General features: G+C 70.7%; 14 protein-coding genes. 7 read left to right on the top strand and 7 right to left on the bottom strand.

The features are described 5' to 3' along the window. Positions 1-535: 535 nt before the first annotated feature. The gene (locus ND747_RS18320; RefSeq protein WP_251734866.1) at positions 536-1,753 is read left to right on the top strand and encodes an ABC transporter substrate-binding protein; all 1,218 of its coding nucleotides are present in this window, start codon (positions 536-538) and stop codon (positions 1,751-1,753) included. Between the two features lie 148 nt (positions 1,754-1,901). On the opposite strand, the gene ND747_RS18325 is transcribed toward ND747_RS18320, so the two are convergent. After that, a complete protein-coding gene (locus ND747_RS18325) occupies positions 1,902-2,492 on the bottom strand; it encodes a TetR/AcrR family transcriptional regulator (RefSeq protein ID WP_251734868.1) in 591 nt (196 codons plus the stop codon). Positions 2,493-2,902: 410 nt separating this feature from the next. Between ND747_RS18325 and ND747_RS18330 the strand changes: the two genes are divergently transcribed. Genes ND747_RS18330 through ND747_RS29860 form a run of 3 tightly spaced genes read left to right on the top strand, consistent with a single transcriptional unit; the run spans position 2,903 to position 5,596 of the window. Beyond that, a complete protein-coding gene (locus ND747_RS18330; RefSeq protein WP_251734870.1) occupies positions 2,903-4,639 on the top strand; it encodes a glycoside hydrolase family 3 N-terminal domain-containing protein in 1,737 nt (578 codons plus the stop codon). 58 nt (positions 4,640-4,697) lie between these two features. Further along, positions 4,698-4,877: a hypothetical protein gene (locus ND747_RS18335; protein WP_251734872.1), complete on the top strand. Its 180-nt coding sequence runs from the start codon at positions 4,698-4,700 to the stop codon at positions 4,875-4,877. Continuing rightward, the gene (locus ND747_RS29860) at positions 4,874-5,596 is read left to right on the top strand and encodes a TetR/AcrR family transcriptional regulator C-terminal domain-containing protein (protein ID WP_251734874.1); all 723 of its coding nucleotides are present in this window, start codon (positions 4,874-4,876) and stop codon (positions 5,594-5,596) included. Before ND747_RS18335 ends, ND747_RS29860 begins: the two co-directional genes overlap by 4 nt. Positions 5,597-5,691: 95 nt before the next feature. Here the strand turns inward: ND747_RS29860 and ND747_RS18345 are convergent, their stop codons facing one another. The 6 genes from ND747_RS18345 to ND747_RS18370 form a co-directional block, all read right to left on the bottom strand. Next, positions 5,692-8,106: a glycoside hydrolase family 3 N-terminal domain-containing protein gene (locus tag ND747_RS18345; RefSeq protein WP_251734875.1), complete on the bottom strand. Its 2,415-nt coding sequence runs from the start codon at positions 8,104-8,106 to the stop codon at positions 5,692-5,694. Positions 8,107-8,205: 99 nt separating this feature from the next. Beyond that, positions 8,206-9,162 carry an SMP-30/gluconolactonase/LRE family protein gene (locus tag ND747_RS18350; protein WP_251734877.1) on the bottom strand — a complete coding sequence of 319 codons (957 nt, stop codon included), beginning with the start codon at positions 9,160-9,162 and terminating at the stop codon, positions 8,206-8,208. 26 nt (positions 9,163-9,188) lie between these two features. Next, positions 9,189-10,748 carry an aldehyde dehydrogenase (NADP(+)) gene (locus tag ND747_RS18355; RefSeq protein ID WP_251734879.1) on the bottom strand — a complete coding sequence of 520 codons (1,560 nt, stop codon included), beginning with the start codon at positions 10,746-10,748 and terminating at the stop codon, positions 9,189-9,191. A gap of 43 nt (positions 10,749-10,791) precedes the next feature. Beyond that, positions 10,792-11,814: an alcohol dehydrogenase catalytic domain-containing protein gene (locus ND747_RS18360; protein ID WP_251734881.1), complete on the bottom strand. Its 1,023-nt coding sequence runs from the start codon at positions 11,812-11,814 to the stop codon at positions 10,792-10,794. Between the two features lie 63 nt (positions 11,815-11,877). Next, a complete protein-coding gene (locus ND747_RS18365) occupies positions 11,878-13,059 on the bottom strand; it encodes a mandelate racemase/muconate lactonizing enzyme family protein (protein WP_251734882.1) in 1,182 nt (393 codons plus the stop codon). After that, complete coding sequence (locus ND747_RS18370) at positions 13,056-14,042, bottom strand: U32 family peptidase (protein ID WP_374216264.1); 987 nt, start codon at positions 14,040-14,042, stop codon at positions 13,056-13,058. Before ND747_RS18370 ends, ND747_RS18365 begins: the two co-directional genes overlap by 4 nt. 357 nt (positions 14,043-14,399) lie before the next feature. On the opposite strand from ND747_RS18370, the gene ND747_RS18375 reads away from it, so the two are divergent. The 3 genes from ND747_RS18375 to ND747_RS18385 all read left to right on the top strand — a co-directional run bounded on the left by ND747_RS18375 (position 14,400) and on the right by ND747_RS18385 (position 16,941). Beyond that, positions 14,400-15,431: a LacI family DNA-binding transcriptional regulator gene (locus tag ND747_RS18375; protein ID WP_285900749.1), complete on the top strand. Its 1,032-nt coding sequence runs from the start codon at positions 14,400-14,402 to the stop codon at positions 15,429-15,431. A 350-nt stretch (positions 15,432-15,781) separates the two neighbouring features. Next, positions 15,782-16,252: a helix-turn-helix domain-containing protein gene (locus tag ND747_RS18380; protein ID WP_251734887.1), complete on the top strand. Its 471-nt coding sequence runs from the start codon at positions 15,782-15,784 to the stop codon at positions 16,250-16,252. Further along, positions 16,237-16,941 (top strand): IS630 family transposase, encoded by a 705-nt coding sequence (locus tag ND747_RS18385; protein ID WP_251734888.1) that lies wholly within the window; start codon positions 16,237-16,239, stop codon positions 16,939-16,941. Before ND747_RS18380 ends, ND747_RS18385 begins: the two co-directional genes overlap by 16 nt. Positions 16,942-17,030: the final 89 nt, after the last annotated feature.

A 17,030-nucleotide genomic window follows, 5' to 3' on the forward strand; every position in this document is an offset into this window, starting at 1 on the left:
GCCTGCGCCCGGGCCGCCACCCGGATCGGGACGCCGCGGGTGCGGAATGCCGAAACAACCCTTGCCGGTGGAGATACTTCAGTCGTAACGTGGCATCACATGTCGTTCCTCGCGGGACGCAGGTGGCATCGTGAAGTCCGAGGAGTCGTGAAGGTGGAGCTGACTACTGGCACGCCAGCCATGGCGATGATGATCGGGCAATCGAGGCCCGGGGAAATTTGCCGTCCGGGCGCCGTCCACGGCATTATTGCCGCGGCCGACGCGAAGTCTGCAGGAAACAGCCAGTGCGTGAGCCGGGACAGCCGGACATGTGCCCGGTCACTCTCCACGGGGTCGGACCGGTCGCCGACAGTGCAGTGCGGTTGGTTCCGGCCACAGGTCCTCCCGCCGCCAGCATCTTCTTTTGGCGACGGCAGAACAACCAACACAGAAACGAGACAGGTGCATGAGAAAATCGGGTTTTCTGCCGGGCCAGGCGCTTCGAGGGCAGTTATGCAGGCGTCCGTCAGGCCGTCGTTTCGGTGCCCTGGCGGGTGTGACGACCGCCCTGGTAATCCTCGTCGCGGCCTGCGGCAGCGGGGGCAGCACGCCGGCCAGCCCGCAGGCCTCCGCGAGTTCCGCCGACCTGCTGGGGCCGGTCGCCCGGGCGTCCGGCGCGCCGGTGCGGATCGGGCTGGTCTCGGACGGCAAGAACCAGGTCGCCGACAACTCGATCGAGTTCGCTGTTGCCAAGGCTACCGTCAAGTACCTGAACGAGCGTAAGTCGGGGATCGCCGGCCGGCCTATCGAGCTGGTGACCTGCGAGTCCGGGGCCGACCCGAGCAAGGCCTCCGACTGCGGGAACCGCATGATCGAACAGAAGGTCGTCGCTGTGATCGTCGGCGGGTCTCCGGTGCTCGCGAGCATCTGGGAGCCGTTGCACGCGGCCCATGTACCCACGCTGGTTTACAGCGGGGTCAACAAGGCGATGACGAGCGACACGGAGTCGACCTTCACGATTTCGGACGGCAACTTCGGCGCGATCACCCTGCCGCTCCAGCAGGCGAAGGACGCCGGCCTGAAGAAGGTCCACGTCGTGGTGATCGACGTTCCGGCCGCGTTGGACGGCCTGAAGAACACCGCGCCCGCGTTGTACAGGAAGGCCGGTATCGGTCTTGACGTCATCGCCGTCCCGCCGGGGACCGCGGACATGACTCCGCAGATGCAGAAAATCGCCAACGACCCCGGTCTCGTCTTCATCCTGGGGAACGACTCGTTCTGCATCAGCGCCCTGAACGGGCTGCGGGCGGTCGGGTACACCGGACCGATCTCCGCCATCTCGTCGTGCATCACGGACGCGACCCGTAAGGCGGTGTCCGGCGGCCAGCTCAAGGGAATCACGATTTCCGCGAATGTGCCCATCGGGCAGGACAATCCCTCGACGCGGCTGTACGAGGCCGTGGTGAACACGTATGGCAGTGGTATCGACACGACCCGGGCCATCGGCATGACCGCGTTCACCGAGGTTGCCGCCTTCCAGACCGCGCTGCAGGGAATCAGCGGCGACGTCACCTCGCGGTCCGTGATCGCCGCGTTCAAGGCGATGCCCGAGCGCGAGATTCCCGGCGCGCTGGGACTCAAGTTCCGCTGCAACGGCAAGGCCGATCCCACGGCCCCGTCGACCTGCGTCCGCGGCGGCATCGTGTCCGTCCTCGACGCCAAGGGCGACCCGGGGACCTACAAGCTCGTGGGCACGTCGCCGATCGGCAACTGATCCGGACACCGGCGATCTGACCGGAGCCGGTGGGGGCAGGGCCAGACAGCGCTGCCCCCACCACTCCAGGTCCTCTGCCGGTCTGGACACAGGTCATCGCCTCGCGGGGGATGGCCGAGCAGAGGCGGCCCGGAAAATCTCTCGTGCTTCAGTCCGGCCGGGCCGCGCCGATCAGCGCACGCAGGTAGCGGATGAACTGGTCGTGCGTGCCCCGCGCGCCCCCGGAGGCCAGTACGGCGGCGATGTACTCGATGATGGCTGCGCTCACCGCCGCGTACACGATGGCGACCAGTGGGTTGTCTGCGGCCAGACCAAGCTGTGCCACGAGCGCGGGCCTGGTGAGACCTGCGGCCTCCATGACGTGCGACGTCGATACCGCGCGCAGGGCGGGATTGGTCTCGAACATCGCGATCATCGACGCGGCCAGATCCACCTCGAGAGACTCGGCCTCGCCGGCAAGCCACACCTCGATGATATCGACGAAACAGAGCTCGGGATTGGCCCGGAACGTGGCGGTCAGCCGGGCGGACATGTCATTGGACGTCGACATGGCGATATCGATCTTGTTTGGGAAGTACATCGACACGGTCCGTGGGGCCACCTCGGCCGCCTCGCCGATGTCCGCGATCGTGGTGCCCTCGTACCCACGCTCGGCGAACAGACGCATCGCGGCGCGTTGGATGGCGTTGCGCCGCTTGGCCTTCGAGCGCTCGCGCAGGGACAATGTCGCCGTCTCCATCAGGCGAGTATCACCAGCAGCAATGTGGCCGTCAACAGCAAAATTGCCGGACGTGGCGCCTCCAGGGGTGCTGTACCCCGGTGGCCCCAGCGCCCCCGACGGCGCGCACCGGCGGGCCTGCGTCGATCACGTCACGGTGCGATCGGCGCCGGTTCGAGGCGAGGCGCGGCGGGGTGGCGCCAGTCGCGGTCAGCGTCGCCTCGGGAGTCCGTTGACCGCGCCGAGGCTCTCATGTGATTATTTCCGGGCGGGAAATATTAGGCGCGACCGACCGGGCCATCCAGGCGGAGATCAGACGGTCGGCCAACCGCCGCGCCCCTGAGCCCTGCACGTTGATGGTCATCCCGCAAGCCCCGGGCTCGGCCGCGGCGCGCTGAGGCGCAGGTTCACCTGCCACGGAGGGACAGATCGTGACTCGTGCCGCTGTGCGGTTCCCTTACCAGGACGCCGCCCTGTCCATCGACCGGCGTGTCGAGGACCTGCTCGCGCGGATGGACGTCAGGGACAAGGCCGGGCTGCTGTTCCAGCCGATGGCGCAGATCGGCGAGTTCGACGCGCCGGGTCCGTTTGGCAAACCGCCGACGCGTTCGCTGCTCGACCGCCGCATCAACCATGTCAACATCCTGTTCGTGCCCTCCGCCCGCGAGATCGCGCAGTGGCACAACGCCATCCAGCAACACGCCCTTCAGGACGGCCTCGGCATCCCCATCACCATCTCCAGCGACCCCCGGCATTCCTTTACCAACAACCCGGCGATGGCGCTGCTGGCCGGCCCCTTCTCCCAGTGGCCCGAGCCGCTGGGTTTCGCGGCCATCGGGTCGGCGGAACTGGTCGAGCAGTTCGCCGACGTGACCCGCCGGGAGTATCTGGCGGTCGGTATCCGCACCGCGCTGCATCCCCAGCTCGATCTGGCCACCGAGCCACGGTGGTCTCGCATCTTCGGTACCTTCGGGGCGGACGCCGACCTGGCCGCCAGGCTGGGGGTCGCCTACGTCCGGGGTCTGCAGGGCGAGCAGGTCGGACCGCGGTCCGTCTCGGCGATGGCCAAGCACTTCCCCGGCGGCGGTCCCCAGAAGGACGGTGAGGACCCGCACTTCCCCTACGGTCGGGAGCAGATCTACCCCGGCGGCCAGTTCGATCTGCACCTTGAGCCCTTCCGGACGGTCATCGCCGCCGGAGTCTCGCAGATCATGCCGTACTACGGCATGCCGGTCGGCACGCAGTACGAGGAGGTCGGCTTCAGCTTCAACCAGGGGGTCGTGACGGGGCTGCTGCGCGACCAGCTTGGCTTCGACGGCATCGTGTGCAGCGACTGGGGCATCATCTCCCACACCTACTGGGGAGTGGAGCATCTGGGCCCCGCCGAACGCCTGGCCAGGGCCCTGGACGCGGGCATCGACCAGTTCGGCGGCGAGGACGACGTCGACCTCCTGCTGGGTCTGATCGCGAACGGCACCATCAGCGAACAGCGGATCGACACCTCGGCGCGCCGCCTGCTGCGCGAGAAGTTCCGGCTCGGGCTGTTCGAGCAGCGGTTCGTGGACGCGGGCCAAGCCGATGCGATCGTGGGCGGCCCCGCGGCGCGGGCCGCGGGTCTGGCCGCCCAGGCGAGCGCGCACACCCTGCTCAAGAACGCCGAGAGCGGTCCTGCCCGGCTGCCCCTGCGCGGTTCGCCCCGTCTGTACGTCGAGGGCCTTTCGCCCGAGGCGATCGGTGAGCGGGCCCAGGTCGTCGCGACTGTCGCCGAGGCCGACGTCGCCGTGCTGCGCCTGGTCACCCCCTGGGAGCAGCGGGGCGAGCCCGGCACCTACGAGACGTTCTTCCATGCCGGCTCCCTGGCGTTTCCCGCCGAGGAAATGGCTCGGATCCAGTCGATCTGCTGGGAGATCCCGACGGTGATCGACATCTATCTCGAACGCCCCGCGATCCTCGCGGACCTCACCGACGCCACCGCGTCCCTCATCGCCAACTTCGGCGCCTCGCCGGAGGCGTTCGTGCAGGTCCTGTTCGGGGAGGCCGAGCCGCGGGGGCGGTTGCCCTTCGACCTTCCCTCCTCGATGGCCGCGGTCGAGGCAGGCCACAGCGACGTCCCCTTCGACGCGGTGAACCCGACCTTCGGCTTCGGATTCGGCCTGCGGTACACCTGACCGAGGCGAGCAGAAGAGAGCGCGAACGATGAGCCTGCGCGGTCGCGGCCTCAGGGCGATGAGGAGACCCTTCGCGCGGATACGATCCACGCAGGTGGCCGCGTTCGGCGCCGCACCGGGCGGCGTGGTCGTTCTAAGGGACAGCCTTGCGGCCAGCGGCAACTGGGAGGAGTGGTTCGCGGGTGTTCCCGTGTACGGCCTCGGGATCGACGCCTTGCTGATCGGGGAGTGCGTGTGAGCACGTCATCTCCGCCACCCGGTGCGGGTGCACGCCCCCCGGTCGCGCGGGCCCAGATCGCCCGGGCCGAGGGCCGCCGTGGACCGGGACGGCCGCCCCGCCTGAACCGCGAGCTCATCGTCGCGACCGCCGCCGAGATCGCCCCGGAGGCCCTGACGCTGCAGGCCGTGGCCGACCGGCTCGGCGTGGACCGCAAGGCCATCAACTACCACATCCCCGGCCGCGACGAGCTGCTGGCGCTGGTCGCCGAACGGACGCTGGTCGCCGAGCTCGGACAGCTTGTTCTCCCGCCGGGCGACTGGCCGCAGGCGATCCGCGTCTTCGCCGCCGGCCTGCGGGCGGCGCTCCTGCACAGGAGCGCCCTGTCTCTGTACGTCACCACGCTGCCCAGTGCCGGGGTCCTGCGCCCCGCGGACCAACTGCTCCACGCCCTGCTCGACGCGGGGTTCGACGACGCCGCCGCAAGCCGCGCGCTGACCCTCATCTGCGCGGCGGTCTTCGAGGATGCCCGGGCCGAACTGCTGGCCGAGCGCTTCGGCGAGCACCCCACCCTGACCGCGAGCAGACGTGTCCTCGCCGAGCTGCCCGACGAAGCGCTGCCCGCGATTCGCCGCGTGTTCGCCGAAAGCCACTCGTTCGGGCCGGACAGTCTTGGCTTCTATCTTGAGACCATCATCTCCGGGCTCACCCGGTGGCTCGAACAGCACCGTCAGGACTGAGACGACCACCGGCGCCGCCCCGCCCCGCGGTCGGGGCTCGCCGCGGCAACCCCGGCAGGGCGTGGGCGCCCCGAGCACCTGGACCATCGCTGGGGCTACGAGCCCTGACTCACCTCGAGCGGTGTGACGGCAACGGTGGGCAGGAAGGTCCGCTTTTCGGGCCGAAGAATCCGGCGATCCCCGACGATCCGTAGCGATCCCTCAAGTCGCCGGTCGTCGGAGGAGACACCGGTGAACAGGTCGACGACGGCGGGTTCGACCGCGACCCGGTGGTCGATGCCGCTGAAGGCGAACAGGTCGGCCGAGAGCCCGAAGACCACCCGGGAGGAGTGCCCCGGCTCCAGCTCGACCCGGGCGAAGCCACCGAGCTGCTGCGCGGGCCGGGTGACCACCCCCGCGTTGACCCGGAGGTAGAGCTGGACGACCTCGGCACCGGACCGGTCGCCGACGTTGGTCACGGTCAGCCCCACCGTGGCGGTACCGCCGGTGCTGATCTGCGCGGTGACCTCGAGGTCGGACAGCTCGAACCTGGTGTAGCTGCGGCCGAAGCCGAAGGGGTACTGCGGCGTGGCCGACAGGTCGCGGTAGTGCAGGCCACGGATCATGGCCGGCCGGCGATAGCCGCTGTCGGCGCGCTGGTAGTGGTAGAGGGGGAACTGCCCGCCGTGCCGGGGAATGGTGTAGGGCAGTTTGCCGCCGGGGTTCACCTCGCCGAACAGCGCCCGGGCCAGCGCCCGCGGGCCCGCCTGGCCGGCGAAGGTCGCCACCACCAGCGCGGCGGACTCGAGCACCGCCGGGGGCAGGGGGTAAGGCCGGCCCTGGATCAGAACGGTCACCCGCGGGGTGCCGGCTGCGGCCACGGCGGCGGCCAGCTCACGCTGGACGGCCGGCAGTTCGATGTCGGCGGTGTCGGTGCCCTCGCCCTCAGTGCCGCCGCCGATCGCGGCACTGTGGCCGCCCAGGGCAAGAACGACGACATCGGCATCCCGAACCGCCGCAACCGCCCGCGCGATCGCCTCGCCGTCGAGGTGGTCGGTCAGCCCGGTGCCGGGTTCCACGACGACCTGCGCGGCGTGCTCGGCGATCTCCTCGGCCAGTGAGCGGGTGCCGTAACGGAACCGGATGTAGCCCTCGGAGTCCAGGTCACGCGTCTGTTCGCCCTCGGGGTCGGCTTTGAAGAAGTCCATGCCGGCGAGGTTCCCCAGGCCACCGGACTCCATGAACCGGTACATGTCCCGGCCCACCGGGTAGGTGTAGGTCGCGAACTGCTGGCGGGCCTCATGCCCCAGCGGTCCGACGACGGCGACCTTCAGCCCCGGCCGTAACGGCAGAATGCTGTTGTTCTCGAGCAGGACCACGCTGCGTTCGGCCAGCTCGAGGGCCAGGTCGGCGCCTTCGGCCGTGGTCGGGGCGATCTCCACCGGGCCCTCGGGCGCGTACGGCTGCTCGAACAGGCCGAGTTCGAACTTGACCGTCAGCAGGCGCAGCACGGCGGCGTCCAGCTCGGCGACCGGAACCCGGCCGGCCTCGACCTCCGCCGCCAGTGTCTCGCCGTAGGCGAAGATGAACGGTGCCTCGAGGTCCAGGCCGGCGTGCAGCGCGTAGCGGGCGATCTCGGCTTTGTCGGTGGCGACCCGCTGGCGGTCGAGCGCGTGCTGCAGCGCCATGTAGTCGGCGACGACGAAGCCGTCGAAGCCCATCTGTTCGCGCAGCAGATCGTGCAACAGCTCGCGGGACACTCCGGCGGGGATGCCGTCCACGTCGCCGTAGGACGTCATCACCGACCGCAGCCCGGCCGCGTTGATCGCGGCCTCGACCGGGAACGCGACCACATCCCGGGTGAACCGGCTGCCCGCCTCGTAGGACGACGCGTTCAGGCCGCCCTGGCCCAGACCGAAGCCGAGGAAGTGCTTGGCGGTGGCCACCACGCCCGTTGACAGGTCCTCGCCCTGCAGTCCCTGGACGAACGCGACTCCGAACGTTGCGGCCAGCAGCGGGTCCTCGCCGTAGGTCTCGTGCACCCGCCCCCACCGCGGGTCGAAGGCGATGTCGAGCACCGGCGACAGCGCGTGCCGCAGGCCCAGCCTGATCATCTGCCGACGGATGACGTCGGTCATCTGACGGACGAGCTCGGGACTCCACGTCGAGGCCAGCCCGATCGCCGTCGGAAAGACCGGATGCCGTGGCGTCACGACGCCGCTGAGCGCCTCCACCTGGAACAGGGTCGGGATGCCCAGGCGGGTGCGCTCGACCAGGAACCGCTGGATCTCGTTGACCCCCGTCACGACGCGAGACGGGTCCTCGGTGTGCAGGGCCACTACCGCTCCGAGGCCGGTGGTCAGCATCTTCGTCGCGGCGTCCTCGAGCAGATGCCCCTCGCGCAGCAGCAGCATCGGCATCAGGCACGTCAGCTGCCGGGACTTTTCCGGGACCGTCATCTGCGCCAACAGTAAGCGGGCCCGCTCCTGGGGAGTTCTGGTCGGATCCAGATGGTCGGCGGCGCCGATCATGGCGTCCTCCTTCGTGGCGCAGGGCATCCTTATTTTTAGCATGGAAAGCATATTTGCTGCTAATGGCAATAATATGCGGTGGGTGGACCGCGGTGGTCGTCAGCCGGCGAAGGGAAGGGCGGGCAGGCCGCGGACGCCGGCGTCGATCGCGAAGATTGCTCCGGCGCCGGGGTGGCGGTCGGTGTCGGTGGCGAGCCGGGAGGTCGTGACATACAGCGTGCCCAGGTCGGGGCCGCCGAAGGCACAGGCGGTGGTCCGTGGCACGGGCAGCTCGATGACTTGGTCGAGGCTTCCGCTCCCGGTGAACCGGCAGACCGCGCCGCCGCCCCACAGCGCTGTCCAGACGCCGCCGTCCGCGTCGACGGCCAGACCGTCGGGCTGGCCCGGCCCCTGCGGGACCACCGCGAAGGGGCGCCGGCCGGTGAGTCCACCAGCGGGGTCGTAGTCGAACACGTCGATCCGGCTGGTGGGCGTGTCGACGTAGTAGGCCCGGGTGCCGTCTGGACTCCAGGCCAGGCCGTTGGAGATGGTGACCCCGCCTAGGACGACAGTGGTCGTGGCGTCGGGATCCAGGCGGTGCAGGGAGCCGGCGCCGGGTGTCTCGTCGTAGGCCATCGAGCCGCAGTAGAAACGGCCGTCCGGGTCGCAGCCGCCGTCGTTCATCCGCAGCCCGCGCGCCGCCGGCCACAGGCTTGGCAACACCCGCCAGGACACCGAACCGACCGCACCCGACCGGAAGGGCGACCCGGCGATCATACCGGCTGCGGACGTGGCTCCCGGTGCCGGCCCGGCGGCGAGGCCATCGTCGGGAGGAGGCGTGTCGGGCCTGGGCACATGGGGGAGAGGCGGATCGAGCAGGGCGAAGCCGCGTTCCAGGGCGACGACCGCCCCGCCGTTCGTTCGCGGCCGGACCGTCGCCGCGATCGTCCCGAGGTGGTGGCGCTCGACGGCACCGGTCCTCGCGTCAAGGGCGAGGACGTCGCCCGCGAGGAGGTCGACGAGGTGCAGGCCGCCCCAGGCCGGCACCCACAGCGGCCCCTCCCCGTGGGTCGTCATGGGCCCGGTTACCTGGTCAACCGTGGTCACGGCGGGGACACCGGTACCACGCTCATGGTGTCGGGCACGTCGGGCACGTCGGGCGTGTCGGTGGCGTCAGGTTGGACGAGTCGGCCGTCGAGGCGCCGCGGCAGTCGCCACGGGTTGGCGTCGCGCAGCGCCTCGGGCAGCAGGTCGTCCGCCAGGTTCTGGTACGTGACGGGGCGCAGAAACCGGCCGATGGAACTCGTCCCGACCGAGGTGAACAGCGACGTGGCCGCCGGGTAGGGGCCACCGTGCGTCATCGCGTGGGTCACCGCGACGCCGGTGGGCCAGCCGTTCCAGAGCACCCGCCCGGCCCGCTCGGACAGTTCCTGCAGCAGCGCGCGGACCAGCGCGGCGTCCTGGGGATCGTCGGCCTCGCCGTGGACGGTCGCCGTCAGCTGGCCCTCGAGCACCCGGGCGGCGTCGAGCAGCTCGGCCGGGTCGGTGTAGGTGACCAGAACGGAGGCCGGTCCGAAGACCTCGGCGGCCAGCGCGTCCGGGTCAGCGACCAGGGCCGACACCGTCGCCGTCACCAGCGACGGTCCGACCGGTGCTGGCGCGTCCGGTGCGCTCGCCGTCCTGGCTGTCGGCGCGCTGACCAGGACGGTCGCGGCCGGGTGGGCGGTCAACGCGGCCAGGCTCCGGTCATATCCGGTGTGGATGCGGTCGTTGAGCAGCGCCGCGCCCGGGCGGCCGGTCGTGGCGTCGACCAGAGCCTGCTCGGCGGCACCCGCCGGGGCGAGCAGCAGTCCGGGCTTGGTGCAGAACTGGCCGGCGCCCAGGGTGAAGGACTCGACGAAGCCGGCCCAGATCTGCGGGCCGCGGGCGCGGGCGGCTGCCGGCGTCACGAACACCGGGTTGACGCTGCCCAGCTCGCCGTAGAACGGGATCGGGTCGGGGCGGCGTGCGGCCAGGTCGAACAGCAGCCGGCCGACCCGGGCGGATCCGGTGAACGCCGCGGCCCGGATCCGTGGATCGACGAGCGCGGCCCGTCCGGTGTCGTCGCCTTCCATCAGGGCGAAGACGCCGCCCGGCGCGCCCGCGCCCGCGAGCGCCGCGCCCACCAGCCGCGCGGTGTGCCGGGACAGCTCCAGATGGCCGTGATGAGCCTTGAGTAGGACCGGGCAGCCGGCGGCGAGGGCTGCGGCGGTGTCGCCGCCGGCGACGCTGAAGGCGAACGGGAAGTTCGACGCGGCGAAGACGAGGACCGGGCCGACCGGGACCATCATCCGACGCAGGTCCGGACGTGGTCCGGTCGGCCAGGCCGGATCGGCGGTGTCCACGGCCACCTCCAGGTAACCGCCGTCGTCGAGCAGGTCCGCGAACAGCCGCAGCTGGAAGGTCGTGCGCACGAGCTCGCCACGCAGCCGCGGCTCGGCCAGGTGGGTTTCCGCGTGTGCCAGTGCGACCAGGCGGTCGGCATCCGCGTCCAGCGTGGCGGCTATCGCGCGCAGGATGTCCGCGCGCCGGCTCGGTGCCAGCGCGGCGAACGGCCGGGCGGCGGCCCGGGCCGCCGCGAGCGGATCGGTACCGGCTGGCGGCACGAGGGTCGATGGGGTCAACGGGTACTCCAGGTCTGGGTCTGTCCGGGCCCGCGGTCCGGTCTCACGGGTGGAGCAGGATCTTGGTGGCGTCGGAGGCTGGCGTGTCCAGGAGCGCGAACGCCTGCCCGGCGTCGTCGAGGGCGACCTCGTGGGTGATCACCAGCCCGGGGCGCAGCACACCCGCGGCGAACGCGCGAACCGCATGCGTCCAGGCCCGCGACGGCGCGCCGAACACCGTGTGCAGGGTGATCCCCCCGACAACGAGATCGACCGGCGCCAACGGCCGGTCCTCGGCCGCGGCCAGGCCGGTCAAGACCACACGAGCGCCGCGGTGCGCGAGCGTCGTCGCCAGGTGGGCGCTGCCGGGCGCACCGGCCGCCTCCACCACGACGTCGAAACGTCGCTGCCACCGGGTGCCCGTGGCCGCCTCGTCGGGGCTGATCAGCGTGGTCGCGCCGCAGGCGACCGCGAGATCGGCCCGGCGCGTGCGCGGGTCGACGGCGACGAGTTCGGCTGGTCCCCCCGCGGCCAGCAGCTGCGTGGCGAGCAGGCCCAGCGTTCCCGCGCCGACCATGGCGATCCGCATGCCCGGCACGGCGGCGGCGAGCAGGCATGCGGCGGCGGCACACGCCGCCGGCTCCAGCCCGGCGGCGGCGCGCAGATCGATGCCGGCGGGCAGCGGGTGCAGCAGCGCGGCCGGCACGACCAGGTGGTCGCACCACGCCCCGGGACGGGTGAAACCGGTCTCGTCATACGGGCCGTCGCACAGGTGGGTATCCCCGCGCCGGCACGCGCCACAGATCCGACACGACCGCAGCCCCTCGGCGACGACCGGCCGTCCGATCAGGGACGGGTCGACCCCGGGCCCCACGGCTTCGACGGTGCCGGACCATTCGTGGCCGGGCAGCACCGGATACCGGACGTAGCCGGCGGGACGGGTGCCGTGCAGGATCTCCCGGTCCGACCCGCAGATGCCCGCCCACGCCACCCTGACCAGTACCTCCCCGGCCGCCGGGGGCGCGGGCACCACCGGACGAACGGTGAGCTGGCCGGGCGCGTCGATCCACACGGCCCGATCAGCCACGCCCGCCACCAGCCCGCCCGATGAGACCCGTCCCGGCATCGAGCCGAACCGCGGATTGCGGCCTCACGTCGACGGCCTGCGGCCGGCCTTCGCCACCGGTCGGGTACCGCGCAGTTCCCAGCCGTCGGCGTACAGGTTGAAGTGGGCGCCCTGGGAGGGCCGGTCGCGGATGAAGTCGACATCGAGATCCACGCCCAGGCCCGGAGCCGTGGGCAGCGCGAAATAGCCGTCGACGACCTCGGGCAGGCCGGGTGCGGCCTGTTTGACCTCCTCGTCGGCGAAGTCGTTGAAGTGTTCCTGGATCTTGAAGTTGGGGGTGGTCGCGGCCAGGTGCAGGTTGGCGGCGGTCAGGACCGGCCCGCCGACGTTGTGCGGGGCGACGAGCATGTAGTGGGTCTCCGCGGTGGCGGCTAGCTTGCGGGTTTCGGCGATGCCGCCAAGATGGCCGATGTCGGGCTGGATGATGTCCGCGGCGCCGAGGTCGAACAGCTCGCGGTACTCGATCCGGTCGTGGATGCGTTCCCCGGTTGCGACCGGCAGCGCAATGCCGGCGGCGGCCTTCGCCAGCGCGCGCAGGTTCTCCGGCGGGACGGGTTCCTCGACCCAGGACGGCTCGAAGGGCACCAGCGCGGTGGCGATCCGGATCGCCTCGTGCGGGGAGAACCGGCCGTGCATCTCCACGAGGATCTCCACGTCCGGGCCGACCGCATCACGGACCGCCTCGACCAGACCGATCGAGCGGCGGCGCTCGGCGGGTTCGAGTTCGGCCCAGCCGGGGCCGAACGGGTCGAACTTCAACGCCCGGTAGCCCTGCTCGACCACCCGGCGGGCGGCGGCATGGAACTCCTGCGGCGTGCGTTCCACGGTGTACCAGCCGTTGGCGTAGGCCTTGATCCGGTCGCGGACCTTCCCGCCGAGCAGACGCCACACCGGCTGGCCCAGCGCCTTGCCCACGATGTCCCAGCAGGCCATCTCCACACACGCGATCCCGGACATGACGATCTCACCGGCCCGGCCGTAGTCACCGCGTTTCATCCGCGCGACCAACGACTCGATGTCGAATGGGTCGGAACCGAGCACGTGGTTGCCGGCGGCCTCGTCGAGGTAGCCGAGCAGGGCGCGGGTGTGCCCGAGCATCCGGGTCTCCCCGACCCCGACCAGGCCGTCGTCGGTGTGCAGCCGCACGTAGGTCAGATCCCGCCACGGTGTGCCCAGCACGAACGTCTCAAGCCTGGAGATTTTCACCGGGTCACCAGCCGCGGTGCGTCCTTCGGCTCGGTCCCGGTTCGTGGTTGTGCCGTCGGTACCGGAACCGCCAGGTCGGCCGCGGGCAGGGTCGAGCCGGTGGCCGCCGGCCCGTAGCGGGCCAGGAGTTCGAGGCCGATCTCGGCGCGGCGGACCCGTTCCCGGCCCAGCGCCACCGCCGTCGTGCTCAGATGGGTACCGGCCGGGTAGATGTTCGGGGCGTTGCGCAGCCCGAACTTCAGGTACACGGGCGCGGCGACGCGGACGATCTCCGCGATCTCGAAGTGCCGCACGAAGCCGCCCAGATCGTCGGGTGCTTCCACGTAAAGGTCGATCGGGATGTCGACGGCCGCCCGGACCGCGGCGAGCTGGGCCAGCGACAGGTCGGTCGGCACGTTGTAGGAGTCGGCGCCCAGACGGGCGGCGATCCGGATCGACGCGGGGTTCGCCAGGCCCATCTGGACGCTGGTCTTGAACCGCAGCCCGGCGGGCAGCTCGCCGACGGCGCGCATCTCGGCCGCCAGGGACAGCACCCCGAGATCGGTGACCAGGACGCCGCGGATACCTGCCTCGCAGGTGCGGCGGATGTCCTCCAGCACGTGAACCAGCTGTTCGGTGCCGCGGGCCTGGGTACCCAGGCCCGCGGCACCGGTGGCGAGCGCGGCCGCACCGGTGTCCCAGCCAGCCAGCGGTCGGGCGAACAGACTCACCTCGACCCGCGCCTCGGCGGCCGCCTGCGCGGTGTCCCGCAGCTCGCTGGCTGTCAACAGCAGGCCACCGCTGCCCTGCGAGACGCGATGCACGGTCACCCCACGCCGGCCGGCCTCGTCCAACACCGCCTCCAGCGCCGCCGGACCCTCCACGCTTGGAATCTCGACCCGAAAGGCCCCTCCGTCGGGGAACCGCCCGGCACTGCTCGGCACCTCGTGGAGGTCCGCACCAGGAAGACCCGCGGCCCGTAGGAAATCGCGCGTTCGTTCCACTCCGATGCCCTTCTCGACACAACCGGGCACGCCGTGCACGGTGTGACCGCACACATGACGGCGATCCGCGGCTATGTACGCGCGGATCATGGCTAGAAGAAGCTCGCTTGTGGATCATCTCTACTGATCCACTTTCGTTCGATGTGAACGTTAACATTCCCGTGTGCTGGTGTCCACGGGGCTGCGCGGATCCCGGCCACCAGCTGTGGCCACGGCCCGCACCGGTAGCCTGACGGCTGTCCACTGCCCGCAGGAGAGTGCGATGTGGCCCCAGACCCCTCCGCCACCGGCACGCGGATGACCAGCCAGGCGCTCGGGTCCGACCCGGTGCCCGGCAGCCCACGCACCGGGTCGGTCATGCGTGACGTCGCGAGACTCGCGGGCGTCTCCCATCAGACGGTCTCCAGAGTGCTCAACGGCCACCCGAACGTGCGCGAGGCGACCCGCCAGCGCGTACTCGAGGCGGTGGAGGCACTGGGCTACCGCCGCAACCTCGCCGCCCGCGCGCTCGTCACCCGCCGGACCGGCACGCTCGGCATCGTCGGTTTCGAGACCACCCTGTTCGGACCGGCCTCCGTGCTCTACGCGCTCGAGGACGCCGCCCGCCGCGCCGGCTACTTCGTCAGCGTCACCACGATCCGCGACCTCGACCGCCGCTCGATCCTCGACGCCCTCGAACGGCTGCGCACCCAGTCGGTCGAGGCGGTCATCGCCCTCGCGCACAAACCCGCGATCACCGCCGCCCTCGCGCAGCTGCCAGACGCGTTTCCCCGCGTCGCGGTGGGCGGATCGGGAGGCGAGGACACGGTTTCGAGCGTGCGGGTGGACAACGTGACCGGCGCGGGCCTGGCCACCCGGTACCTGCTCGACCTCGGCCACCCGACCGTGCACCATGTCGCCGGGCCAGCGGACTGGCCGGAGGCGCGCCAACGCGAGGAAGGCTGGCGCGCCACGCTGGAGGACGCCGGTGCCATGGTTCCACCGGTGCGGCCACACGACACCGCCCGTCGGGCCTGGGGGGCCGGTATCGGCTACGAGGAGGGTCGACTGCTTGCCGCGGACCCGTCGGTCACCGCCGTCTTCTGCGCCAACGACTCCCTCGCGCTCGGAGTCCTGCGCGCCCTGCATGAGGCCGGACGACGGGTACCCGACGAGGTCAGCGTCATCGGCTTCGACGATGCCCCGGAGTCCGGCTATCTCATCCCCCCGCTGACCACCGTCCGACAGGACTTCGCGGCACTCGGCCAGCAAGGCATCGCCCTGCTGCTCGACCAGTTCGATCACTCCGACCGTGCTGACCAGGCGAGGACACCACGCCAGGTGGTGCTCCCACCCGTCCTGATCCCACGGGCAAGTACCGCACCGCCCGGGCAACAGCCCCACGCCTGACACGTCCAGGATTCGGGCAGGCGGGCTGATCGCGCTGCTGTCGGGAGCGCGGGCTGGGACCAGGGCGAGCAGGGGCAGCTTCCTGAGCTGCCAGGCGTCGACCACCTGGTCGAGAATGTCCAGGGCCTGGCGCGGCTTCTCCCGGGAGCCGAGTCGGCCCGCCGGGTGGGCAGCTCCCGGGCAGCGCTCGTGGGCGCCGGGATCTCTGGCTGGCCGAAGCGCGCACTCGGCCTGGCGCCGACGTCACTACAGTAGTAGGCTGTCGTCGCTTAGTTCTGGTGTGTTTCGTGTCTGGATGAGAGGGTTGGGCCGGCAGGTCTTCCCGTCCTTCTGCCGGTCAGGACTGTGTCGTGGGTTCGCAGAAGAAGTGGCCGGTCACCTTGACCGCGGCTGATCGTGACGCGCTGGTTCGGGTGACCTCGACGGGGGTTCATCCGGCGTCGATGATCCGGCGGGCGCGGGTCCTGCTCGCGTTGGACACCTCGGTCGGCCCGGTGGCCTCCCAGGAAGAGCTCGTGGTCCGGGTCGGGGTCTCGGGTGAGACGCTGCGGCTGGTCGCGAAGCGGTTCACCGAGACCGAGGGGGATGTGTGGGCCACGATCGGCCGGAAGGAACGGGAGCGTCCCCCGGTGCCGTCCCCGGTGACCGGTGAGGTCGAGGCCAGGCTGATCGCGCTGGCCTGCTCGCAGCCACCGGCGGGTTATGCCCGCTGGTCGCTGCGGCTGTTGGAGAAGCATGTCGCGCTGGTCGATGACATCCCGGACCTGGACCATTCCACCATCGGCCGGGTCCTAAAAAAACGAGGTTGCGTCCTCATCTGAAGAAGTGCTGGACGATCCCGCCGAAGGCGAACGCGCAGTTCGCCGCACGGATGGAAGACGTCCTGGCGGTCTACGCCCGACCCCACGACGCAGGCGTGCCCGTGGTGTGCATGGACGAGAAGCCCTACCAGCTGTTGGCCCACGCCCGCGACCCGATCCCCGCCACGCCAGGGCATGACCGGCGCGAGGACTCCGAGTACGTGCGCCACGGAACCTGTTCGATCTTCTGCTGGGTCGAGCCACTCGCCGGCTGGCGCCGCGTCCACGCCACCCCACGGCGCACCAGGATCGACTGGGCCCACCACGTCCGGCGCCTGCTCACCCTCGACTACCCCGACGCCGAACGGGTCGTGCTCGTCATGGACAACCTGAACACCCACAACATCGAATCGCTCTACGAAGCGTTCGACCCCGCTGTCGCGTTCACGCTCGCGCAACGACTCGAGATCCACCACACCCCCAAACACGGCTCCTGGCTCAACATCGCCGAGATCGAACTCGCCGCCCTGACCCGCCTAATGCCTCGACCGCCGCATCGACACCCTCGACGTCCTGAACACCGAACTCGACGCCTGGCAGACAGCCGTCAACGCCGACCAGCGCCAAGTTACCTGGCACTTCACCACCGACGACGCCCGCACCAAACTCCGCCACCTATACCCCACACATTAGCGGCGACAGTCTACTAGTGGCGGTCTGCGGGGACTGTACGAGTAACGGTGTGACCCTGATCAGGGAGAACACCCGATGACGATCATGACTGACATGGCGGACACTG

The organism is Frankia sp. R82 (genome assembly GCF_023716925.1).
Taxonomy (GTDB): domain Bacteria; phylum Actinomycetota; class Actinomycetes; order Frankiales; family Frankiaceae; genus Frankia.